Annotated in this window: 19 protein-coding genes, 1 tRNA gene and 1 pseudogene; 10 read left to right on the forward strand and 11 right to left on the reverse strand. The window is 61.8% G+C overall.

Going from position 1 to position 21242, the window contains the following annotated elements; genetic code table 11:
• The 4 genes and pseudogenes from ACOZKU_RS25875 to ACOZKU_RS25890 form a co-directional block, all read left to right on the forward strand.
• Positions 1-223, forward strand: a pseudogene (locus tag ACOZKU_RS25875) (hypothetical protein); the annotation flags it as partial.
• A 32-nt stretch (positions 224-255) separates the two neighbouring features.
• Positions 256-2328 carry an ASKHA domain-containing protein gene (locus ACOZKU_RS25880; RefSeq protein WP_421581318.1) on the forward strand — a complete coding sequence of 691 codons (2073 nt, stop codon included), beginning with the start codon at positions 256-258 and terminating at the stop codon, positions 2326-2328.
• Positions 2329-2682: 354 nt separating this feature from the next.
• Positions 2683-2991, forward strand: coding sequence for a hypothetical protein (locus ACOZKU_RS25885; RefSeq protein WP_421581319.1), 309 nt, complete (start codon positions 2683-2685; stop codon positions 2989-2991).
• Positions 2992-3003: 12 nt separating this feature from the next.
• Positions 3004-3408 (forward strand): hypothetical protein, encoded by a 405-nt coding sequence (locus tag ACOZKU_RS25890; RefSeq protein WP_421581320.1) that lies wholly within the window; start codon positions 3004-3006, stop codon positions 3406-3408.
• Positions 3409-3441: 33 nt separating this feature from the next.
• Here the strand turns inward: ACOZKU_RS25890 and ACOZKU_RS25895 are convergent, their stop codons facing one another.
• Positions 3442-4359: a LysR family transcriptional regulator gene (locus tag ACOZKU_RS25895; RefSeq protein ID WP_314084675.1), complete on the reverse strand. Its 918-nt coding sequence runs from the start codon at positions 4357-4359 to the stop codon at positions 3442-3444.
• A gap of 116 nt (positions 4360-4475) precedes the next feature.
• Between ACOZKU_RS25895 and ACOZKU_RS25900 the strand changes: the two genes are divergently transcribed.
• Positions 4476-4694 (forward strand): hypothetical protein, encoded by a 219-nt coding sequence (locus tag ACOZKU_RS25900; protein WP_314084677.1) that lies wholly within the window; start codon positions 4476-4478, stop codon positions 4692-4694.
• A gap of 107 nt (positions 4695-4801) precedes the next feature.
• The gene (locus tag ACOZKU_RS25905; protein WP_314084680.1) at positions 4802-5005 is read left to right on the forward strand and encodes a hypothetical protein; all 204 of its coding nucleotides are present in this window, start codon (positions 4802-4804) and stop codon (positions 5003-5005) included.
• A 94-nt stretch (positions 5006-5099) separates the two neighbouring features.
• On the opposite strand, the gene ACOZKU_RS25910 is transcribed toward ACOZKU_RS25905, so the two are convergent.
• On the reverse strand, positions 5100-5693 hold the full coding sequence (locus ACOZKU_RS25910; protein ID WP_421581321.1) for a GNAT family N-acetyltransferase: 594 nt from the start codon (positions 5691-5693) through the stop codon (positions 5100-5102).
• A gap of 296 nt (positions 5694-5989) precedes the next feature.
• Here ACOZKU_RS25910 and ACOZKU_RS25915 point away from each other — a divergent pair, with 296 nt between their 5' ends.
• Positions 5990-6997 carry a GlxA family transcriptional regulator gene (locus tag ACOZKU_RS25915; protein ID WP_117366400.1) on the forward strand — a complete coding sequence of 336 codons (1008 nt, stop codon included), beginning with the start codon at positions 5990-5992 and terminating at the stop codon, positions 6995-6997.
• 43 nt (positions 6998-7040) lie between these two features.
• On the opposite strand, the gene ACOZKU_RS25920 is transcribed toward ACOZKU_RS25915, so the two are convergent.
• The 5 genes from ACOZKU_RS25920 to ACOZKU_RS25940 all read right to left on the reverse strand — a co-directional run bounded on the left by ACOZKU_RS25920 (position 7041) and on the right by ACOZKU_RS25940 (position 13155).
• Positions 7041-8369 (reverse strand): GGDEF domain-containing response regulator, encoded by a 1329-nt coding sequence (locus ACOZKU_RS25920; RefSeq protein ID WP_421581322.1) that lies wholly within the window; start codon positions 8367-8369, stop codon positions 7041-7043.
• Between the two features lie 135 nt (positions 8370-8504).
• A complete protein-coding gene (locus ACOZKU_RS25925) occupies positions 8505-9332 on the reverse strand; it encodes a response regulator (protein WP_421581323.1) in 828 nt (275 codons plus the stop codon).
• A 188-nt stretch (positions 9333-9520) separates the two neighbouring features.
• A complete protein-coding gene (locus ACOZKU_RS25930) occupies positions 9521-9784 on the reverse strand; it encodes a hypothetical protein (RefSeq protein WP_314084693.1) in 264 nt (87 codons plus the stop codon).
• 134 nt (positions 9785-9918) lie between these two features.
• A complete protein-coding gene (locus ACOZKU_RS25935) occupies positions 9919-12393 on the reverse strand; it encodes a mechanosensitive ion channel domain-containing protein (RefSeq protein ID WP_421581324.1) in 2475 nt (824 codons plus the stop codon).
• 204 nt (positions 12394-12597) lie between these two features.
• Positions 12598-13155, reverse strand: coding sequence for a DUF924 family protein (locus ACOZKU_RS25940; protein ID WP_421581325.1), 558 nt, complete (start codon positions 13153-13155; stop codon positions 12598-12600).
• Between the two features lie 290 nt (positions 13156-13445).
• Here ACOZKU_RS25940 and ACOZKU_RS25945 point away from each other — a divergent pair, with 290 nt between their 5' ends.
• Positions 13446-15473 (forward strand): hypothetical protein, encoded by a 2028-nt coding sequence (locus tag ACOZKU_RS25945; RefSeq protein ID WP_421581326.1) that lies wholly within the window; start codon positions 13446-13448, stop codon positions 15471-15473.
• A gap of 138 nt (positions 15474-15611) precedes the next feature.
• Here ACOZKU_RS25945 and ACOZKU_RS25950 read toward each other — a convergent pair.
• The 3 genes from ACOZKU_RS25950 to ACOZKU_RS25960 all read right to left on the reverse strand — a co-directional run bounded on the left by ACOZKU_RS25950 (position 15612) and on the right by ACOZKU_RS25960 (position 17910).
• Positions 15612-15687: transfer RNA gene (locus tag ACOZKU_RS25950), tRNA-Lys, on the reverse strand.
• 117 nt (positions 15688-15804) lie between these two features.
• Entirely contained in the window at positions 15805-16722 is a 918-nt protein-coding gene (locus ACOZKU_RS25955; RefSeq protein ID WP_314084702.1) for a PhzF family phenazine biosynthesis protein, read from the reverse strand.
• 81 nt (positions 16723-16803) lie between these two features.
• Positions 16804-17910 carry an endonuclease/exonuclease/phosphatase family protein gene (locus tag ACOZKU_RS25960; RefSeq protein ID WP_421581327.1) on the reverse strand — a complete coding sequence of 369 codons (1107 nt, stop codon included), beginning with the start codon at positions 17908-17910 and terminating at the stop codon, positions 16804-16806.
• A gap of 165 nt (positions 17911-18075) precedes the next feature.
• Here ACOZKU_RS25960 and ACOZKU_RS25965 point away from each other — a divergent pair, with 165 nt between their 5' ends.
• Positions 18076-19692: a hypothetical protein gene (locus ACOZKU_RS25965; RefSeq protein ID WP_421581328.1), complete on the forward strand. Its 1617-nt coding sequence runs from the start codon at positions 18076-18078 to the stop codon at positions 19690-19692.
• Between the two features lie 59 nt (positions 19693-19751).
• Here ACOZKU_RS25965 and ACOZKU_RS25970 read toward each other — a convergent pair whose 3' ends face one another.
• Positions 19752-20168, reverse strand: a complete 417-nt coding sequence (locus tag ACOZKU_RS25970; protein ID WP_421581329.1) for an Lrp/AsnC family transcriptional regulator — start codon at positions 20166-20168, stop codon at positions 19752-19754.
• A gap of 140 nt (positions 20169-20308) precedes the next feature.
• On the opposite strand from ACOZKU_RS25970, the gene ACOZKU_RS25975 reads away from it, so the two are divergent.
• Positions 20309-21242, forward strand: a 934-nt coding sequence (locus ACOZKU_RS25975) for a M20/M25/M40 family metallo-hydrolase (RefSeq protein WP_421581330.1), incomplete at its 3' end; no start/stop codon positions are given.

Below are 21242 nucleotides of genomic sequence, written 5' to 3' on the forward strand. Positions count from 1 at the left end.
GACTGGCTCGACGCAGGACACGACCGAGATGACCCGAATGGTCACCGAAAAGATGGCTGCTGCGACGGAGAGCGTCGTGGCGGCCAATTTTGCTTTGGCGAAGGCCATGATGACGGCCGCCTCGCCGGAGACGACCGCGCGGGCCGTATCGACGGCCGCGCTAAAACCCTATGGCAAACGTGTGCGCAGCAACGCGCGCCGGCTTGCCAAGAAGAAGACGTGAGGCGGCCCGCCGCCAGTGGAAAGAACGATTCGATGCGCATTGAAGGTGAGAGCGAGACCAATATGACGGAAGCTTCGGCAAAGGAACCGCTTGTCCTCTTCATGCCCTCCGGCAAACGCGGACGCTTCCCGGTCGGCACCCCGGTGCTGGAGGCTGCGCGCAAACTCGGCGTCTATGTCGAGAGTGTCTGCGGCGGCCGCGCGACCTGCGGGCGCTGTCAGATCGAGGTGCAGGAAGGCAATTTCGCCAAGCACAAGATCGTCTCCTCCAATGACCACATCTCGGCCCGCGGCCCGAAGGAAGAGCGCTACGACAAGGTGCGCGGTCTGCCGGAAAACCGCCGCTTGTCCTGCTCGGCGCTCATCCAGGGCGACCTTGTCATCGACGTGCCACAGGATACCGTGGTCAATGCGCAGGTCGTGCGCAAGGCCGCGACCGACCGCGTCATCGAGCGCAACGCCGCTGTCCAGCTCTGCTATGTCGAGGTGGACGAACCCGACATGCACAAGCCGCTCGGCGATCTCGACCGCCTGAAGGTCATGCTGGAAAAGGACTGGGGCTGGAAGGATCTGCTGGTCGCGCCGCACCTCATCCCGCAGATCCAGTCGATCCTGCGAAAGGGCAACTGGGGCGTCACCGCCGCCATTCACCGCGATATGGACAGCTCGCGTCCCTTCATCGTCGGCCTTTGGCCAGGCCTGAAGAACGAGGCCTATGGCATCGCCTGCGATATCGGCTCGACGACCATCGCCATGCATCTCGTCTCGCTGCTGTCGGGCCGCATCGTCGGCTCCTCCGGCACGTCGAACCCGCAGATCCGCTTCGGCGAAGACCTGATGAGCCGCGTCTCCTACGTCATGATGAACCCGGACGGTCGCGAGGCCATGACCAAGGCGGTGCGCGAGGCCGTCAATAGCCTCATCGGCAAGGTCTGTGCCGAGGGCGAGGTCGACCGGCACGACATTCTCGACATGGTGTTCGTCGCCAACCCCATCATGCACCACCTCTTCCTCGGCATCGACCCGACGGAGCTCGGCCAGGCGCCCTTCGCGCTCGCCGTCTCCGGCGCGCTGCAATATTGGGCGCATGAACTCGATATCGAGGTGAACCGCGGCGCGCGGCTCTACACGCTCCCCTGCATCGCTGGCCATGTCGGCGCGGATGCGGCGGGTGCGACGCTTTCGGAAGGCCCCTATCGGCAGGATCGTATGATGCTGCTGGTCGATGTCGGCACCAATGCCGAAATTGTGCTCGGCAACAGAAGCCGCGTCGTCGCCGCCTCATCACCGACCGGCCCGGCCTTCGAAGGGGCCGAAATCTCCTCCGGCCAGCGCGCCGCCCCGGGCGCCATCGAGCGCGTGCGCATCGATCCCGTCACGCTGGAGCCGCGCTTCCGCGTCATCGGCGTCGAAAAATGGTCGGATGAAGAGGGCTTTGCCGAACAGGCCGCCAGCGTCGGCGTCACGGGCATCTGCGGCTCGGCGATCATCGAGGTCGTTGCCGAAATGTATCTTGCCGGCGTGATTTCCGAAGACGGCGTAGTCGATGGCACGATGGCGGAGAAGAGCCCGCGCATCCTGCAGAACGGCCGCACCTTCTCCTACCTGCTGCATGACGGCGAGCAGCGCATCACGGTGACGCAGAACGACATCCGCGCCATCCAGCTGGCCAAGTCGGCGCTCTATGCCGGCATCAAGCTCCTGATGGAAAAGCAGGGTGTCGACCATGTCGATACGATCCGCTTTGCCGGCGCCTTCGGCTCGTTCATCGATCCGAAATACGCCATGGTTCTCGGCCTGATCCCGGACTGCAACCTCGATGAGGTGAAGGCTGTCGGCAACGCCGCTGGCACGGGCGCGCTGATGGCGCTGCTCAACCGCGACCACCGCCGCGAGATCGAAAAGACCGTCGCGCATATCGAGAAGATCGAGACGGCGCTGGAGCCGAACTTCCAGCAGCTCTTCGTCAACGCCATGGCAATGCCGAACAAGGTCGATCCCTTCCCTGAACTCGCCAAGGTCGTCGCCCTGCCGGAACGCAAGGTGCTGTCCGACGATGGCGGTGGAGACGGTGGCGGCCGCCGCCGGCGCCGCAGCCGCGAATAGGGACAGCTGTCGCGAGGCCTTGGACAGAGCCCCTCACCCGCCTGCCGGCACCCTCTCCCCGGTGGGGAGAAGGAGGAAGAACCGAGGCATCACAAATTCTCTCCTTCTCCCCTCGGGGAGAAGGTGGCCCGAAGGGCCGGATGAGGGGGCTCATCGCACCAGTTCAAAAAATCCTACGGCATGAGGTCAACGCCACGGCCGCGGTTACCATATCCATAAACCACCCCGACAAAATCCGTTTTGTTTCCGGCGGTTTATCGGCAATGTGCGCGAATAGGCCGAGGGCTTCACCCGTCGATAACACAATCGACCGCGTGATCCCTCGCTATCTCTCTAGCGCACGAAAGCCGCTCCATGCCGCTCGCCCGTCTTGTCGCCGCCAGCCTCCTGCTTCTCGCCACCGCTACGGCCGTGCAGGCGCAGGAAGACTATCCCTTTACCGGCGAGTGGGAATGCGACGGCGCGCCCTTCGTCTTCACTTCGACCGTCTACAGCATCGGCGACGACAGCTATGATGTGCGGGAGGTCCAGGAAGGCTCGGACGGCTCCTATTCGCTGTTCCTGTCGGACGAGGTCTACATCACCCTTTCGGACATCACCGCGGATACGCTGGACTTCTCCTCTTCGGAGAGTGACCGCACCCTGAGCTGCCGCCGCTATTAAGGATCGCCCGCCATGAACCGCACCCGCCTTCTCGCTCTTGCCCTTTCACTTGGCCTCGCCTCGCCGGCCCTGGCCGACAACTACACCGCCATCAGCAACACGGCCATGTCGATCACCGGCGATATCGAGTTCGACGATTTCGGCATCACGTTCCAGAACGGCAAGAAGATCGAATTCGACGATCTCCTCGGCGATACGTTCGTCGTGGATGGCAAGTCGGTGCCGGCTTCGGTCTACAGCGTGGCGGACCCGAAGGACCCGGTACTGCTCAACGGCAACACGCTCTGTGGCGCGCCCGTCACCTATGTCGCCTCCTGGAGCGGAGCGACGGAGAACGACACGATCGTCGCCGTCTTCTCGACGGAAGACGCGCCCGAGAGCAGCGACGAAATGTGCGCGTCCTATACCTACGAATAATGCAAAGCCGGGCTTGCGCCCGGCTCCCTGAGATCAGCAGGCAACCTGCAGCATGTCCATCGGCCGGCGTTCCATGCGGGCGAAAACCGTGCGGATATAGTCCGCGACGGCCTGCGCCGGCGCTTCCGCCTCCTCGTTGACGACGAGGCCGATATGGTAGTGCCCGAGATCCGGCAGGCCGTCCTTTTCCCCCAGCGCCACCATATCGTCACCAATGAGGAAGCGGGCGAGCGGGGCGACGGCGAGATCGGCGCGGATGGCGGCGCGCTGGCCCATATGGTGGGCGCAGAAATAGGCGACGCGGAAATCGCGGCCTGACCGGCTCAGTTCCTCCAGCGCCTTGGCGCGCCAGATACAGCCCTCTTCCCAGACCGAGACGGGCAGCGGTGTCTTCAGATGCGCATTGCCGCAGTTCTTGCCGGCCCAGACCAGCTGTTCCTTCAAGAGAATTTCACCGGGAACCGGGATCGTGCCGTCGGTCGCATTGAAGATCGCGAGATCAAGTCGCCGCTCGGCGACGGCACGACGCAGATTGGCGCTGTTTTCGATCGAGACATTGACGGCGATGGACGGATAGCTCTCGGCAAAGCGCTTCAGCACCTCCGGCAGGATCAGTTCGCCCACGTCATCGGGCGCACCGAGCCGCACGACACCGTTCATCTCCGGCATCATGAAGCGCGACACCGCCTCGTTGCTGAGCGCGATGAGGCGCCGTGCGTAGGACAGAAGCACCTCGCCGTGATGGGTCAGCACCACCGAGCGCGCATCGCGCCGGAAGAGCGAGCAGCCCAGCAATTCCTCCAGCTTCTTGATCTGCATGGAGACCGCTGACGGCGTGCGATGCACCGTTTCGGCCGCCGTGGTGAAGTTGCCGGTCTCGGCGATCGCCACGAACGTCTTGAGGATATCGAGTTCCAAAAGCGGGAGCGTCTGGCGCATCAGCAGGTTCATAACGGATCTCCATGGATCAGAATTTCTGAAGCAAACTGTCATCTCATTTCGTTTGATTGAAATACAGGATAGGCGGATAGTCAATCTGCAAGCACACGAATGGAAGGAAAAACGCCATGAAAACGCAGAAAACCCGTGCTGGCGGCGCCGATCTTGCCGTTCTCGCCCGTGGAAACGGATTCTACTACGCAATACGGCGCTTCGTTGGCGATGCGATCGAGGCCCGCCGCCGGCGCGCACTCGCCCAGCACACCGCCGAGGAGCTGGCCCACCTGCCCGACTATCTCAAGCAGGACATCGGCTGGCCCACGCCTATCAAACATGAAGAACGCTGATTGATCCAATCAAATATATTCGTTTGATTGATGCATAAGGCCGCGGCATAGTGACGATCAAGGTCGCGACCTTTCGAAACCTCCCAAGCTCGAAAGGAACCCTGAAAATGGCAATAGCACTGGATCATCGCCCGGTTCGGCGTGCCCCCGGCACCCCTGAGGCCGGCAGCCTGTCGCATCTCGTCCGTACCGTCTCCGAGCGGATCGCCTCCGCCTGGCAGCGCCATCGCGTGGAACGCGAACTGGAAAGCATGCCCTTCGATCTGCGCAAGGACATCGGTTTCCGTTCCTCGAACAAGATCACACGATGACGGACGACTGTAACGGCGACATGCCGAACGACCACGACGCCACAAACCGCCGGACATGACCTCAAAAAGTCTCTCCGGCGGTTTTCTTTTGCGCTCAGATCATCGGGATCGCAGGCGCGACATTGTCCGGCAGAATGCCCGTCAGCCGCGGATCGTCGAAGATTTCGATCTGGCGCCGCACCGGGGTGAAGCCCGAGCGGATGTAGAAATCCAGCGCCTGCGGTGAGTCGAGCGTGCAGGTATGCACCCAGAACCGCGTGAGCCCCGGCCGCGACCAGGCGCGCGCAATCGCCCGGTTCATCAGCCAACGCCCCGTCCCCCTGCCGATAACCGCGGAAGTCAGGCCGAAGAAGGCGAGTTCGCCTACCCCTTCCTCGCGAAAGTCGAGTTCCATGAGCCCCTCGCCGCGCCCGTCCTTCATGACGGCATAGACCTCGACATCGGGGTGATGGACGATGGCGGCAAGCTCGCTTTCCGGCATGGCAAGGCGGGAGGCCCACAGCCACTCCGTGCCGATGCGGCGGTAGAGATCGCGATACCAGGCGATATCGACCTTTTCCATGCGCTGAAGGGTTATGCCCGGCTGCTCGGGATCCACGCGACCGGCCGGCGGCGCCGGCATTTCAAGACAGGTCACCACGGCCGCGAGCTTGCCCGCCGGCACATCCGAATATCCATCTGGCAGCATTGCATCATCCTTCGAGAGTCCGCTCCGTATCTGGCCGCCGGGGCGCGTCTTGTCAAACGGGAACATCCGCGCGTTGTACGCGATGTCACTTGTCGCAATCCGACGATGCCATAAGCGAAGTCGCAAATGTGCTGCAACGCACAATCGCCTTATATTCGCCTGAAGGTCCTGACATATCGGCGATACGCACTCCCCATCAGTCGTAACCGTCCTCTTTCTTGTCGCAAAAGTACTAGCGCGATGACTGTTCTCCCTGCGACCATTGCGACATTCCGGCCTCCAGCATGGACAGAGTGATGAACAAGCAAAACGTCAAGAAGCGCTCTCTCGTTTTCTTCCTCGTGCCCAACTTCTCCATGCTGCCCTTCTCGGCGGCCATCGAGACGCTGCGCATCGCCAACCGCATGCTCGGATACGAGGCCTATACCTGGCGCCTCGCGTCGACGGACGGCCAGCAGGTGCTCTCCTCCAGCGGCATCGGCATCGAGGTGAACTCCTCGCTTGCCGACGAGCGCAAATATCTCGGCGGCGAAAACCGCCCCTCCATGGTTCTCGTCTGTTCGGGCATCTATGTGGAAGACTTCTCGAACAAGTCGGTCAACGCCTGGCTGCGGGAAGTCTATAACCGCGGCATCGCGGTCGGCTCGCTCTGTACCGGCGCCCATGTTCTCGCCCAGGCCGGCCTGCTCTCGGGCAAGCGCTGCGCCATCCACTGGGAGAACCTGCCCGGTTTCGCCGAAGCCTATCCGCAGGCCGACGTCTATGCCGACCTCTACGAAATCGACAGCAACATCTATACCTGCGCCGGCGGCACCGCCTCGCTCGACATGATGTTGAACCTGATCGACCAGGATTTCGGCGAAAACCTCGTCAACCGCGTCTGCGAACAGGCTCTGACCGACCGCGTGCGCGGCCCGCACGATCGCCAGCGCCTGCCGCTGCGCGCGCGCCTCGGGGTGCAGAACGCCAAGGTTCTCTCGATCATCGAGCTGATGGAAGGCAATCTGTCCGAGCCGCTGTCGCTTCTGGAGATCGCCGACAGCGCCGACCTCTCGCGCCGCCAGATCGAACGCCTGTTCCGCCAGGAAATGGGGCGCTCGCCCGCGCGCTACTATCTCGAGATCCGGCTCGATCGGGCGCGCCACCTGCTCGTCCAGTCCTCCATGCCGGTCGTGGAAGTGGCGGTCGCCTGCGGCTTCGTCTCCGCCTCGCACTTCTCCAAGTGCTACCGCGAACTCTACAACCGCTCGCCCCAGCAGGAACGCGCCGAGCGCAAACTGACGCTCTCGGCCATCGCACGCTGATCGAATGTGAGAAAATCCAGCGTCCCCGCGCTTCCGGCGGGGATCAGCTTGCCAGGGCGCTCATCAGCGACAGTTCGGAGAACACCCGGTTCCGGCCGGCATGTTTGGCCATGTAGAGGAACTGGTCGGCGGCATTCAGATAGTTGTCGAAGGTTTCCCGTTCGGCGATGACGGCAAGGCCGGCCGAAACGGTGATCGTCAATGCCTCGCCATCGGCGATGATCGGCTGGGCCGCAAGCTCCTTGCGCAAATGCTCGCAGCAATCGAGCGCGGCTTCCAAGGACAGACCGTGGAAGATGATGCCAAACTCCTCGCCGCCGAGCCGCGCCAGCAGATGGCGGTCGTTGAGCCGGTGCTTGAGGCGCCGCGCCACCGCCTTTAGCACGACATCGCCGACCTCATGCCCATAGGTGTCGTTGAGGCGCTTGAAATGGTCGATGTCGAGAATGGCGATCGACATGGGTTCGCCGCGTCGCACCGCCTGATCGACAAGCCGCGGGCCGGCCTCGAAGAAATAGCGCCGATTGTAAATATCGGTGAGATAGTCCCGCGCGGCGATTCGGTGCAGCGACTGAACGCGCTTCTGGATCGCGGCGACGTGGAAAATTCGGCTGTTGAACTCTTCCTCCAGGAAGGGTTTCTGGATGTATTCATCGCCACCGGCCCGCAGGAACCGCGCCGCGACCATGCGGTCCGTCGCGGTGGAGAGGCCGACCACCCGCACGGTGTCGTCGCCATGACGCTGGCGGATTTCCTGTAGCAACGCAAAGCCGTCCATGTCGGCAAGGTCGAGATCGCAGACCACCATGTCGATGCCGCTGTTGGCATCGAGGGCTTCCAGCGCCGCCGCCCCGCTTTCCACCGCGGTGATCTGGAAGCGCTGCTTGGCAATCAGGCCGACATGCTTATGAAGGCTATCCGGATCCGAATCGACGACGAGCACGCGGGTCTTGCCGCTGGTAAGGATACGATCCACCGCCAGCACCAGCTGCTGCATGGCGGCAGGGCTGTCCTTCACGACATAATCCAGCACGTTCTTGGCGAGGATTTGATCGCGCGTCGCATCGCTGAACGAGCCGGTGAAGACCAGGGGCGCAATGCCCTTGGAGATCACATAGTCGAGCGCCTCGCAATTGGGCGCGTCGGGAAGATTGAGGTCGAGAACGGCAAGCGCGAATTCCGGCGCGTCGGTCTGGAAGATGGCGCGCACCGCCGCCATGCTGGGGCAATGGGTAACCGAAAGGCCGAGTTCCTTTTCCAGGCGATATTTGAGCGCCGTCGAAAACATGCGGGAATCTTCCACGAGCAGCACATGCTGGCCGGAATGGCGCAGAAATGCTGGTCCTCGCTGCGGATTTGAATCCACGTCCACCCGTCCACTATCCTGATATTATTGTTCCCGGCACGCATTACAAACCACTGGTTTTACCAAGTGGTTAATCTCGCGAGAAATATCTTACGCTACGTAAGGGACAGATCTGGGTGGAGTTTGGATCGGCTTGGGTTTTCAGGCTGTCTGACGCTGCTGCGCCGTCCTGATCTGGGTCAACGTATCAAGGTTCTGATTCACGCGGCAGTAGAATTCCTCGTCGATGAAAGGCCGCATGATAAAGTCGTTGCCGCCGGCCTTCAGGAAGCGGGCGGAGAGCAGGCGGTCCGTCGAAGAGGATACGCCAATGATGCGCAGCTGGTGCGAGCCGACCGTCCCGCGAATGCGCCGCGTCAGCTCGAAACCGTCGATATCGGGCATGTTGTAGTCGGTGATCATCAACGCGATGTCGGGATTGGTCTTGAGCAGCGCGAGCGCCGTCGAGCCGTTCTCTGCCACGCTGACGCGGAAATTGTAGCGCTTCAGGCGCGTCGAAAGCAGCGCACGGGCCGTGGCGCTGTCATCCACGATCAGGACGTGGTGCTGGTGATTGGTCAGGAAGCGGCAGACGGATTCCGCCAGCATATCGACCGCAAAGACATTGTCCTTCAGAATATAGTCGACGATTTCCTTGGACATCAGCTGATCGCGCGTCGTCTGCTGGAAGGTTCCCGTAAAGACGATCGTGGGGATGCTGAGGTCCACAAGATAGTTCAGCGCCTCGCCTTTCTCCGCACCCGGTAGATTTATGTTTGAAATCGCCAGCGTGATCTTTTCGGACGATTTGTCGTAGGCCAGTTCAAGCTCTTCGAAACTGCGGCAAATTTCGACATCGATGTCGAAAAGCTCTTTCAACCGCTTTGAAATCATGGAGGTGAAGACATTCGAATCCTCGGCAACAAGAATACGATGATGCGAGAGAGACGCGCCGGAATACTGCATCCCGGAAATGCCGATAAACGCCATGATATGCCTTCGTACTGTGAGTGTTCCCCAAGCTAAGGGGTAACCACAACCCTTTGCGAAAGCGTTAAATTTAGAGAGCATGAAAAAGCGTAGCGGCGTTCCTTTCACCGCTCCGTTTGTTCTCTGCGCAACGGAAAACGGCGCGAAATTTCTTCCGCGCCGTTCTCAAAAAATTGCCGCCCGGTGTTTTACTTGACCGAAGCCGAGCCACCTTGGATTTCGACATCCTCGCCGCCGTTCAGCGCGATGCGGTCGCCGTTCGGCAGGGTGACGAAGCACCCCGACGGGCAGATCGTTTCCGTGGCGCCCGGTTCCAGCGCGATCTCCGCGCGATTGCCACCTTCCACCACGACCAGAACCTGCGTGTCGGCATCCTTGTTGGTGACGGTGGCAGCCAAAGTCGGAGCGGTCATCGCAGCCGACACGAGCAGCATCATGATCATTCGCTTCATTTTCGCCCGGCGCCCAGCGCCGCCCCTGTTCAACAAGCCCGGGAGAAACAGTACCGTTCCTCTCGCGGATTTGCATCACGTTTTATGCGGGGGCGGCTGAATGCAGCGTGAATGCGGCATTCATGTGCCGGAAATCAGGCTTCAGGCTCTTCGTCCGCCGACAAGCGGCGCCGACGCGTGGCGGGCTTGGCAAGCTTTTCCGTCGCCTGATCGAGCAGAGCGGTAATGATCTCGGCGCCCTCAGGTGAAATCTTGATCGGCACTTCCGGCGCAGCCGGCCCGCCAAGCGGGATTTCTTCCGCACGGAAGCGTTCAAGGATGGCGGTGCGAAGCTCCGATTTTACGGCCGTACCGTTCAGGATATCGGCGAGATACCCCCGCACCTCGAAATCCAGCGTGGCCGAGGAAAACGCCTGGAAGACGATCACGGGTTCCGGATTGCGCAACAGACCCTGCTGGGCCCGGACGACCTCCGTCAGGACCTCCTGAATGCGGCGCGGATCATTGCCGGCATGAACGCTGAGCGCGACCTCCACGCGGCCGAGCTTGTTGCGGTGCGTCCAGTTGCCGACTTGGCCGTTGATAAGCACGGAGTTCGGCACGATGACCGTCTGACGCTGGAACGTCTCGATTTCGGTCGCGCGCACCGAGATGCGGCGCACGAACCCCTCCGTCGTTCCGGCCACCACCCAGTCGCCCACCTTGAAGGGGCGCTCGGCAAGCAGGATGAGGCCGGAGACGAAGTTCGAGACGATGTTCTGGAGACCAAAACCGATACCGAGGGAAAGCGCACCGGCGACAAGCGCGAGGCTGGAGAGATTGATGCCGGCCGCCGATATGCCGACGAGGCCGGCAATGGCGACGCCGGCGTAACCGACCGCCGTGCGCACGGAATTGCGTACGCCCGCATCGACCTGGCTGCGCGCCAGCACATTGCCGTCGATCCATTTCTGGAACCAGCGCGTGACGATGAAACCCAACGCAAAGAGCACGATGCCGGCGAGGATGCCGACCAGCGAGATCGTGATGCTGCCGATGCGGATTTCCGTGAAAATCCTATAAGCCCAGGATTCAATATCGGCGACCTGAAAGCCCCATTGCAGCAACACCAGCGGCACGAAGCAGACGAAAATCAGCAGATAGATCGCAAGGCCGGCGGCAAGACCGATCTGGTCGAGCGCCACCGGGCCAAGACCGAAGCGCTCTTCCAGCCGCTTGCCGACATTCGTCGCACCGAAAGCGTCAGGTGCGGACACGGCGCGCCCGGACAGGAAGCCGATATAGGCCGTCACGACGATCGCACCGGTCACCACGATCTGCGTCGCGACGAAGCGCGCCATGCCGACATAGCCGAGCAGCGAGGAGAAGATGAGGCCGAGCCCCGTCAGGATGAGCAGCACGAAGATCGAGCGCGGCCACGGGCGGCCCGGCGCATTCGGCGCCTCGCCCTGATGCAGGACGGGCCGGATGAACGCCGTGACGACCAGGAGCACGCCGATGATCAGCGAGGCGAAGAAGCTTTTGACCACCGTCAGAACGACGGGAGAGCCGAGCACTTCACTGATCGAGCCGAGGAAGTAATCGGCACCGTTGACGAGCGCCATGCTGAAGATCGAGAGCCACAGCAGCTGCGCGCCGCGGTCGGAAACCCGCATCAGGCGCCAGTGCCCGTCGGCGGGCGACAGGACGGCATTGGCGAGCTGCGCGACGAAGTAGATGGCGACCATCACCCCCAGCGCGATGGCCACCAGCGGGGCGATATCCGAACGCAGGACGTTGAACGTATCCAGGAAGAAATAACTGGCGCCGGCAAAGGCGCTGGCCGCCATGGTGGGCAGGATTGTCGACCAGAAGGCGACGGACAGGCGCGTGATGTAATGCGGCTTTTCCTGCTGGGCAGCGCGGGTGATATAGGGAGAAAACAGCCGGTAGCTACCGGACAACAGCACGAGTGCGGCCATCAGCGACAGGGCCACGGCACCGAACAACTGGGTCCGCTTGAACTTCCAGACGAATTGCAGCCAGGCCGTCACGGTTCGGCCAAGCGTCGCCGTCTCGTCCATGACCGCACCGGAGGCCTCGGCAAACAGGTCCGTATTGATGTCGGTACGCTTCAGGATCGCGTCGGTGAAGAGCTGACGGCGAATTTCCGTGATGCGGTTGGAAAGCTTGGTCGCCTCGATGGAGAGGTTTTCCGCCTCGCCGGTCAGCGCGTTGATCTCGTTGCGCTCGGCGGCGAGCTTCTTGCGCTCCTCCTTGACGACATCGGCCTCGGGCGGCGCGCCTTCGGCCGGCGGATCGCCGAGTTCCGCCTGACGGGCCTTGATGGCTTCGAGACGGGGACGCGTCGCGACCGAGGTCGCGAGGATCGCCCGGTTCAGCGTCTCGGCCTCCACCTTCAGCGCAACGAGCCGGGTGTCGTCATCCTGCGCCTTGTCGACCCGCTCGCGAATGCTGTTCAGCTGCGCGCCGGCCTTGTCGAGATCGGCGCTGGCCTGTTCGAGCTGGGTCGTGTCGGTGGCGGGTGCCGCAGCCGTCTGGGCCGCAGCCGGCGATGCCGCAAGCAGCAGAACGGCAAAAAGGATGGAAACGAGACGGGAGATCGGCAAGAGGCCATCCTCGATGAACAGAAACAGGCGACACATCGCAACCAGGCGATTCCGTTTCCCTTCTAGCCATGATTGCGGCCATTTTAAACCGGCCGGGTCGCGTTGCGAGTGCACCGCCTCTGAACTCAGGCTGATCGGCGATACACCGGGGGCTTGCTTTACTGTATTTTCCGATACCGGCGATGTCGGTTCGGCTGGAAACGCTTAGAAGCCCGCTCCCGGTTCGGCGAGATAGGCAGCCTCCGCCGGCGTCGAAACGCGCCCGACAAAGCCGTTGCGGTGCGGAAAACGGCCGTAGGTCGCGATCACCTCGCGGTGACGCACCGCATAATCCAGATACATCTCGTCGCCGTGCGCTTCGAAGAGCTTCACCGAAAGATCCTGATCAGCCAGATTCTCCGAATGCTCGAACGGCATGTAGAAGAAATGCCTGCGATCGTATGCGACCTCCTTGTCGGCCCCCGCCTCCACTGCCAGACGCGCCTCGCGCAACGCGATCCAGTCGGTCGCGAAGGCCATCGGCGAGGCGCGGTACATGTTGCGCGGAAACTGGTCGAGCACGATCAGTGCGGCAAGCCGCGCCTCGGGATTTGCCCGCCATTCCGGCGTCACCTCGCGCGAAAGCGCCAGATGGGTGGCAGCGAACTGCTCATGCACGCGCGCATCGAGCTCCGGCGTCGACTGAAACCAGTCCTTGGCAGTCAGTACCTCACACCAATACCCGACCACCTCCTGCGGCGTCCTGATCCTGCCGTCACTCATTTGCTCGAACTCCGTTTGCATGAATCGAGATATGGCGACACGTAAATGTATGGCAAGGGGAAAACATACCTGCCGACAATCTCAGCCATCATAAACCAGGCTCTGTATTTTCGCTGAAAGCCCGGCGGTTTCCTATGACTTTCGGCCCGAAACCGGAGGCGAAAAGCCAAATTCCTTCCCCCTCGCTTCTCCCCGCAGCCTCTAGCCTTCGTAAACTTGCGCCGTTGTTTCGAACGTCCGGTCTCCGGTCGAGGAACGACGCAGACAGGGTCACCAATCTGGAGAAAAGCATGCCAACCTACATCGAAACCGTCGCATCACGCACAGCGCTGAAGGAGATCGATACCACAAGCATCAAAGCCGCATTCCTCACGGAAGGCGCCGTTGCCGGTAACGGACGAATGGGAACATACGTCTGGAAAGACGGGGATTACTCCGCACAGATCGCAGCCGACCCGCTGGAAGGGCTTTTTATCAAGGCTGCGGACGTATCCGGCAACAACGGCGCCTGGGTGCGGCAATTCGAAGGCGAGCCCCATATCGGCATGTGGGGTGCCACAACCGCGGCGGCAGACAACAAAGATGCTATTGATGCCGCAATCACATGTGTCGCCGCAATTTATCCCGTTCGTGCAAAGACACTGAGAATTCCCCAGGGTGTCTACAATTTCAGTTCGATCTCGATTCCGGCGGAAGCCACCGGCTTTTCGCTTGTGGGCGAAAACTTCTGGAACTGCAATCTTCATTGCACGGACTTGACGGGCACGCCGGCGATCAGCGTCTTGTGCCAGGAGTTCAAGATGATGGGTATCGGCCTGGATTCCGATGTCGATTACAAAAATAGCACCCTCAAAAAAACCGGCGTCAAACTCGACAAGGGGGCTTCGAAGCCGCTCGACGTCGACGCCGTTATCTCCGAATGCCGCATCAACACGTTCTGGAATGCAGTCGACCACAATGGCCGGGGCCTGATTTTCCGCGACAACATCGTGTCGCAGGTACAATATGGAGTGAACCTTCGGTGGCCGAATTCGGTCGACTTTCAGCCCAATTGGATCGATATCGATGGCGTTACTGTTACGCGCTCGGGTAACGTCATCGCGACGATAACACCTCCGGCCAGCGTTCCCGGCACGTTCAACTATCCCCCGGAAATCGAAATTCACGGCGGTGGCGGCACGGGCGCGAAGGCGACAGCCGTGCTGACGGATAACAAAATCACGGGTTTCATCGTCACGGATGGCGGACAAAATTATACGTCAACCCCGATCGTCTCCCGAATTGATCCCGTGCAAGCGTATGATGGTGGGTGGCGCGGCATCATCATCGTGAACAACCGCTTCCACACGCTGAACTATGCGGCGATCGCCAATATCGGCCCGAACCAGCACCTCCTGAAAGGCCTTGTCGCCACTGACAATCTCCTCGACATCGGTCGTCGCCTCTACTACGGCCACCTCGGTACCGGCGCGCTTGTCGATGGCGGCGTCGTTCAGGAAACCCGAACGGAGATTCTGGAACTGACAGGCGGCTCCAATTTCGTCGTTTCGAATATCACCGGCGGCGGTACTGGGCCGAATGAAGAGTTGACGCCGACGAACCTCGTCAAACTAAGCGGTATCTTTCGCGGTGGGCGTTTCTCGAATTTCGCACTGGCAAATAGCGAGGGTGACGCCGTGACTGCAGCGGCAAGCTCGCAGTTGCTCGGCGTAACCTTCGACGGCTTTACATTTGACGGGATCGGTTTCGTCACATCGGCCACCAAATCGTGTTTCGATTTCGACAGCGCGAACAGCGATATCGAAATTCTCAACGCCAAGCTCATCGCAACGGCAAATCGCGAGTCTTTCGCCAGGAACAAAAAGGGAACCAACAACATCAGGCTGGTGAACCCGACGCGTGTCGGCGCAAACAACACACCCTATTTCAGCGGGAGCGCCGCATCGGCTGAAAACTGCGCTGTCGACAGGCCCCGCAGCTACAATCCGGTGTTTACGTATAACACAAACGTTGCAAGTGCCACGGTTTCCTCCATGGACTGGGTGCCCGTGGGCGACGACATGATCCAGGTGTCAGGACGTATCATTGCTCAGGCGTCAGCGGCAGGATCTGCGATACTGGAAATCTCACTTCCGAAGGCCTCGAACTTCACCGACCAGAATCAAGCGGCGGGTTCATTCAACTGCGCGACAACCGGAAAGAATGTCGCCGGCGCGGTCCTGGCAAACATCACAAACGATCGCTTTGAGGTTCGATGGACAGCTCCGGATGCGTCATCGGTAAGCTTCAGCTTCTCTGCAATCTACCATGTCGTCTGACGCAAAGATCGACACACTTCAGCTCGTCACGCCTTCGTGCGGCGAGCTTCACTAAGCTTTGAAGTCAGATAAGTCATCAGCGGCGCAAACCTCCCCCAAGGGGAAGTCTTTGTTTAATCAGCGGAATAAGGAAGAATTTGGTGGGTGATCACGGGCTCGAACCGTGGACCCGCTGATTAAGAGTCAGCTGCTCTACCAACTGAGCTAATCACCCACTTGACCGCTCCAGCGGTCTGACGGGGCGTATAAAGGCCTTCGGGGACCTTGTCTATACCGCCACCGGAAAAAAATGCGTCTGCGCAAAAATTTCTTCCGCAGCGCAAAATAAACGTCACAAATCCAGCAATCCCGATGCGATGCGGATCGCCTCGCCGCCGATGCGCGCGCCGGCGATCGCGCCGCCGGACACGTCGAGATGCAGGTGGATATGCGAGGGCCGGCCCATTTCGACGCCTTGTTCGATCAGGAAGGGGTGATGGCCGTCCACCAGCTTGTCGAAGAAATGGATGGCGCCGGACATCGCGGCGACGGCAGCGCCCGTTGCCGGGTCCTCGGCAATGCCCATGTCGGGTGCGAACATGCGGGTGTGGAATTTGGCGAGATGGTTCACGCCGCCCCGGCAATAGAGATAGGCCGAGGCGAGCCGGCCCTCGGCAAAGGGCGCGCAACGTTCCCAGAGCGCCGGGTCGAAATCGACAGCAGCGGCAGCCGCAAGATCGTGCACGGGGATCATCACAAAGGCGACCCCGGCGCTCCACAGCGTCGGCACATGGTTCTCGAAGCCGATCTGGCCGGGCTTCAGGCTGAAGGCATCGGCGAGCGCCTGACGTTCAAAACCGGCATCGAGGCGCACGGATTTGCGCGGCACGTCGAATTCGGCAAAGGCGGCCTTCGCGCCGCCGACCTTCACCGCGCAGCGCACCGGCCCGACATTTTCCTCCAAGACGCTCACCAGATCGCGCACGCCGCCGCCGTTACCCTCGCCCGCCTCGGCAATGGCGATCGCCGCACCGACGGTCGGATGTCCGGCGAAGGGCAGTTCGCGGCCCGGCGTGAAGATACGCAGCCGCGCGGTATGCGCCGGGTTCTCAGGCGTCTTCACAAAGACCGTTTCGGAGAGGTTGAATTCGCCGGCGATGCGCTGCATCGCGTCGTCCTCAAGACCGTCGGCATCGAAGACGACCGCCAGGGGATTGCCGGCGAGCCGTGTGTCGGTGAAGACGTCATAAATGGCGTAACGACGGGACAAGGCATTCTCCGCATTCAGTTTTTACCGCAGCACTTGCCGAAGGTGCCCGAGCGATCCGCCCGGAGCAAGCAGAAATGCGCGCTACAGATCCAGCTCCATGACGATGGGGCAATGGTCCGACGCTTTCGGCCGGTCCCAGCCGACGCGCGGATAGCGCTCCACCTCCTGTCCCGGCGGAAAAATGGTGCGGAAGGGCTGGCCGGCGCGGATGATTTCCGGCATCCGCTTGGCATTGCGCTCGGCAAGCGACGGCGACAGCCAGATATAGTCGAGTTGGCAGAGATGGCGCTCCTCCGGCCCGCGGCTGTGATAGAGCGTCCAGCGATCATCCACCGGCCGGCGCAGCATGGGGTTTACGGCAAAACCGTCCTGGCTGAAGACATCCAGCGCGCTCATGGCCTCCTGTTGCGGCACGAAACGATAGCCGCTGCGCCTGTCGCCCTCGATCGCCAGCTTCTCCTGATAGTCGTTCATATCGCCGCAAATGGCGAAGGCCTTGTCGGCCGTCTGGCCCTTGCCGAACCGATCCTCGATGATGCGCCGCACGGCAAGCGTCTCGGCGCGGCGCACCGGCATGGTCGATTGCCGGCCATCCAGGCCCTCCCGGCCCGGCCCCATCGACTTGAAATGCACGACATAGAGCGTCAGCGGCCGCCCGCCGATGCGCAGGTCCATTTCCAGGCAATCGCGCTTGAAGATCCGGTCATCCGGCTTGGCGCCCTGCCCGAGATCCGGCGTGTAGAGATCGAAATCGCGATAGGTGACGCCGGCATGGCTGCGGATATCGATGCACTCGATCTTCTGGCCATCCCGCGTCTCTTCGCGCATCAGAACGGAGACGTCGATGCCGCGGCTGTCATTGCCTTCGATGAGGTATTTCTGCCGGTAGCCGTTGCCGACCATGCGGAAGAGATACCCGTATTCGAAGGCCTGCAGCGCGGCCATGTTGTCGGTCTCCTGCAGGCAAAGGATGTCGGCATCGGCATCCGCGATGGCGAGGGCCGAATGCTGGCGGGTATCGTCGGTATGCGCGACGGTGCGCGCCTCCTCCAGTCGCTGGTATTCCGCCTCGTTGCGGATATCGAAAAGCCGCAGCACGCGATCCTGCCGGACCTGGTTGCGGAACCCCGTGAAATCGAAGCGGGTCATGAGATTTTCGATGTTGAAGGTGGCAAGGCGCAGCGACATGAGGCACTTTCGACAGGCGGGCGGAATAATGACCGGAGTGTAACCGGCTGACCGGCAATGGAAAGCCTCTTTCGCCCGACAATCCCCGCCCCGGAATAAACCGGCTTGCCACCCCGTCCCTCCCTACGGATGATGGCGTTCCGGCGACGGGCGGAGGAATCGCGCATGAGGATCGTATCCGGCACCTGGCGAATGGTCCTGATGGTCTGGCTGACGCTGTTCGTCCTGACCGGCCCGCCTGCCTACGCCGCGGAAAGCTACATCACCGCGCCGGGAGAAGCCGCCCGCGCCGCCGGGCTCGTCACCGAATCGCTCGGCAAGGCCCCGCAGGTGCATACGCTGCGCATCACCGACAAGGACGTGACCATGCTCGTGCACGACGCGGGTAGCAACGGCGTGGAGGAATGGCGGGTGCGGCAGGGCACGCGGCTGCTGTTCTTCAGCGCCGAAGTGGTGAGCGGCCCTTCCGCGCGCCAGGCACCCTCCATGGTCGACAATCTGGCAAGCGGCCTCTTCACGCTCGATAAGGTGGCGCTGGACAAGACGGATGCCGTCGCCAGAAGCGCCATCGCCTATGCCAAGCTCGAAGGCGAAGCGAGCGTGCAGTCCATCGAGATCACCAAGCGGGTCTTCCTGCTTCCCGCCCCGTCCTATGGCGATATCCGCTGGTCGATCTATGTCACCTCACCGCGGGAAAGCGCGACCGTCTATGCGGATGCCGGCGGCACGATCATCGGCGGCGACCTCTCCAACACCGCGCGTGCCCGCAACATGAATTTCATCAGCGACGACGACTGGCCGAAGGAAGCGGCCATCGAAAGCCTGACCGGCGTCATCGGCGGCAAGCCCGTCATCCGCGATCTCACCGTCTACCCGAAATCCGTGCAGGTGAAGGCCGATCACCCGACGACCAAAGGCGCGACGGTGGGCTATTCCTGGGACATTTCAGGCGTCACGCGGTCACCGATCGCCTCGCCGATGTTCCCCGGCACCGAACAGGAGCCGGCGCTGTCGCTTGGCGAGATCGACCTTTCCAAACTGGGCAAGGTGCGCGATGCCGCGAAGACGGCCTGGGGCAACGACAAATCGACACTGAACTACATGATGCTGCGGCTGTTTTCCGATGGCCCCGGCAAGCCGGAACAACGCTGGACGGTGCACTTCACCGACTGGACGCAATCGGGCGAGCTGGCGCTGTTCACCAACAGCGGCACGGTGGACCTGACGGCTGACGGCATCGTGCGGGCGACCGACCTGCCCGATGCGCGCCAACCCAACCGCAACTGGCTCGATGCCACGACGACGCGCGACGTGTTTGCCGTGGTGAGCGAGCAATTCGGCAAGAACGCCCGGTTCGCCGAACTCAGCGTGTCCGGTGATTCCATGCGCATTCTGGCCGAAGTGCCGGATACGCCCGGCAAGATGCGCGAATACAATGCCAACGACCGGGGGATCACCGCGTCCAGCATGATGATGCCCTGGGATGCGGAATTCCGTCCCGAGCGGCTGTTCCGCATGGACGACCTCGCCTTCTTTTCCGCGGAAAAGCTCAACGAGCTGACCGCCCGCACCTTCACGCGGCTGAAGGTCGGTTCGGACATGTCGCTCAGCCGCTACACCTTCTCGATCGGCCAGCTGATGTCGCCGGACGGCAGCTTCATGGTGCCCTCGCCCGATGGCAAGGTGACGCTGGAAATCCGCCTCGAAGGCCAGGACGGCTGGAAGGGCGGCCGCGTCACCTATTCCTCGACCGGCGAGGAAATCGACGTGGTGATGCCCTGAAGCAGGTCGCGCAAAAGTGTGTAGCGGTCTTGCGATAACGACATGCGCTTTAGCAATGTTTAGAGCGTGGTGAGCAGCAGGCTGGTCTCGGATTTCGACACGCCGTCCATGGCGCGGATGCCGCGCAACACCCGCTCGAACTCCACGAGGTTTTCCGCATGCAGCTCGGCCACGAGGTCCCACGCCCCGTTCGTCGTGTGCAGGGCGCGCACCTCCGGAATGCCGCGCAGCGCTTTCACGGCAGCAAGCGTCTTCTGGCCGGTGATCTCGATCATCGTAATGGCGCGAACCGCGTGGGGATCGTCCGCCTCCGTCACCCGCACGGTGAAACCCGAAATGACGCCGTCGCGCGTCAGCCGGTCGATACGGTTCTGCACCGTGCCGCGCGAGACATTGACCTCCGCGGCGAGAGCGGAAAGCGAGGCGCGGCCGTCCTTGCGCAGGAGGGCGAGAAGTTTGCGGTCGGTCGTATCCATGGTGTCCGTTGCCAGAATGTCAGATTCGGGTGACGAAACGACAATATGAGGTGCGATTTTTCCAAAAGATTACCGTTTCGCTTGTCGCCATCCTTGGATAGCGTTCGTCTCAATGCAACCGCTTTCGACAGGCGCCCATTATGATGACCGAAAATGCCATCCAAATCGCCGCTGCCCGCGCCGAAAATCTTTCGCTGCTGATGACCCGTTGGCCAAGCGTTACCGGCTCGCTGGATGAAGCGGCCTTCTCGGAGAAGCTGCGGGCGCATCTTGCCGAAACGCCCTATTTCAAAAACCACCCTGACCAGCTCTTCACCGTGGACAGCCACGGTGAGCCGATGACGCAGAATGTCGTGGCGCTGGTGCGTGGTCACGGCCGGCGCACGGTTGTGCTGGCGGGCCATTTTGATACCGTCTCCATCGCCAATTACGGCACGCTGGCGCCGCTCGCCTGCGATCCAGAACCTTTGACCGACGCCCTGCTCCAGGAACTGCGCAGCCGTCCGCTGAACGGCGCGGAGACGAAGGCACTCAAGGATTTCGAGAGCGGCGATTTCATCGCCGGGCGCGGCCTGCTCGACATGAAGAGCGGCCTTGCTGCCGGCATTGCGGCCCTGGAGCGTTTTGCCGGACTGGAAGCACCCGAGGGCAATATCCTCTTCGTCGCGACGCCTGACGAGGAAAACCGCTCGCGCGGCATGCGCAGCCTGCGCAACGCCCTGCCGGAGATCGCCCGCCGCTTCGACCTCGACATCGTCGGCGGCATCAATCTGGACGCCTCGAGCTGCGAGCGCGACGGCGAGGAAGGCCGCGCGGTCTATCTCGGCTCGATCGGCAAATTCGCGCCCTTCGCCTTCGTCATCGGCCGCCCCACCCATGCCGGTTACCCCTTCAACGGCACAAGCGCCCACCGCATCAGCGCGGAAATCGTACGCGCCATGGATACGATGCCGGAATTGAGCGACGAGGCCTTCGGCGAACGCTCGCCGCCGCCGGTGTGCCTCGAAGCGCGCGATATCCGCGACGGCTATGACGTCACGACGCCGGATCGCGTCTGGCTCTCCTTCAACTGGC

Origin of the sequence: Shinella sp. M31 (genome assembly GCF_049199205.1) — a bacterium.
Lineage (GTDB): Bacteria > Pseudomonadota > Alphaproteobacteria > Rhizobiales > Rhizobiaceae > Shinella.

What these genes read in the sequence shown, in the direction of transcription:
- ACOZKU_RS25905 (WP_314084680.1), top strand. Translation starts at nt 4,802, where the DNA reads ATGGCAATAGCACTGGATCATCGCCCGGTTCGGCGTGCCCCCGGCACC.
- ACOZKU_RS25890 (WP_421581320.1), top strand. Translation starts at nt 3,004, where the DNA reads ATGAACCGCACCCGCCTTCTCGCTCTTGCCCTTTCACTTGGCCTCGCC.
- ACOZKU_RS25910 (WP_421581321.1), bottom strand. Translation starts at nt 5,693, where the DNA reads ATGCTGCCAGATGGATATTCGGATGTGCCGGCGGGCAAGCTCGCGGCC.
- ACOZKU_RS25915 (WP_117366400.1), top strand. Translation starts at nt 5,990, where the DNA reads ATGAACAAGCAAAACGTCAAGAAGCGCTCTCTCGTTTTCTTCCTCGTG.
- ACOZKU_RS25965 (WP_421581328.1), top strand. Translation starts at nt 18,076, where the DNA reads ATGAGGATCGTATCCGGCACCTGGCGAATGGTCCTGATGGTCTGGCTG.
- ACOZKU_RS25945 (WP_421581326.1), top strand. Translation starts at nt 13,446, where the DNA reads ATGCCAACCTACATCGAAACCGTCGCATCACGCACAGCGCTGAAGGAG.
- ACOZKU_RS25930 (WP_314084693.1), bottom strand. Translation starts at nt 9,784, where the DNA reads ATGAAGCGAATGATCATGATGCTGCTCGTGTCGGCTGCGATGACCGCT.
- ACOZKU_RS25970 (WP_421581329.1), bottom strand. Translation starts at nt 20,168, where the DNA reads ATGGATACGACCGACCGCAAACTTCTCGCCCTCCTGCGCAAGGACGGC.
- ACOZKU_RS25885 (WP_421581319.1), top strand. Translation starts at nt 2,683, where the DNA reads ATGCCGCTCGCCCGTCTTGTCGCCGCCAGCCTCCTGCTTCTCGCCACC.
- ACOZKU_RS25900 (WP_314084677.1), top strand. Translation starts at nt 4,476, where the DNA reads ATGAAAACGCAGAAAACCCGTGCTGGCGGCGCCGATCTTGCCGTTCTC.
- ACOZKU_RS25895 (WP_314084675.1), bottom strand. Translation starts at nt 4,359, where the DNA reads ATGAACCTGCTGATGCGCCAGACGCTCCCGCTTTTGGAACTCGATATC.
- ACOZKU_RS25940 (WP_421581325.1), bottom strand. Translation starts at nt 13,155, where the DNA reads ATGAGTGACGGCAGGATCAGGACGCCGCAGGAGGTGGTCGGGTATTGG.
- ACOZKU_RS25880 (WP_421581318.1), top strand. Translation starts at nt 256, where the DNA reads ATGCGCATTGAAGGTGAGAGCGAGACCAATATGACGGAAGCTTCGGCA.
- ACOZKU_RS25925 (WP_421581323.1), bottom strand. Translation starts at nt 9,332, where the DNA reads ATGGCGTTTATCGGCATTTCCGGGATGCAGTATTCCGGCGCGTCTCTC.
- ACOZKU_RS25960 (WP_421581327.1), bottom strand. Translation starts at nt 17,910, where the DNA reads ATGTCGCTGCGCCTTGCCACCTTCAACATCGAAAATCTCATGACCCGC.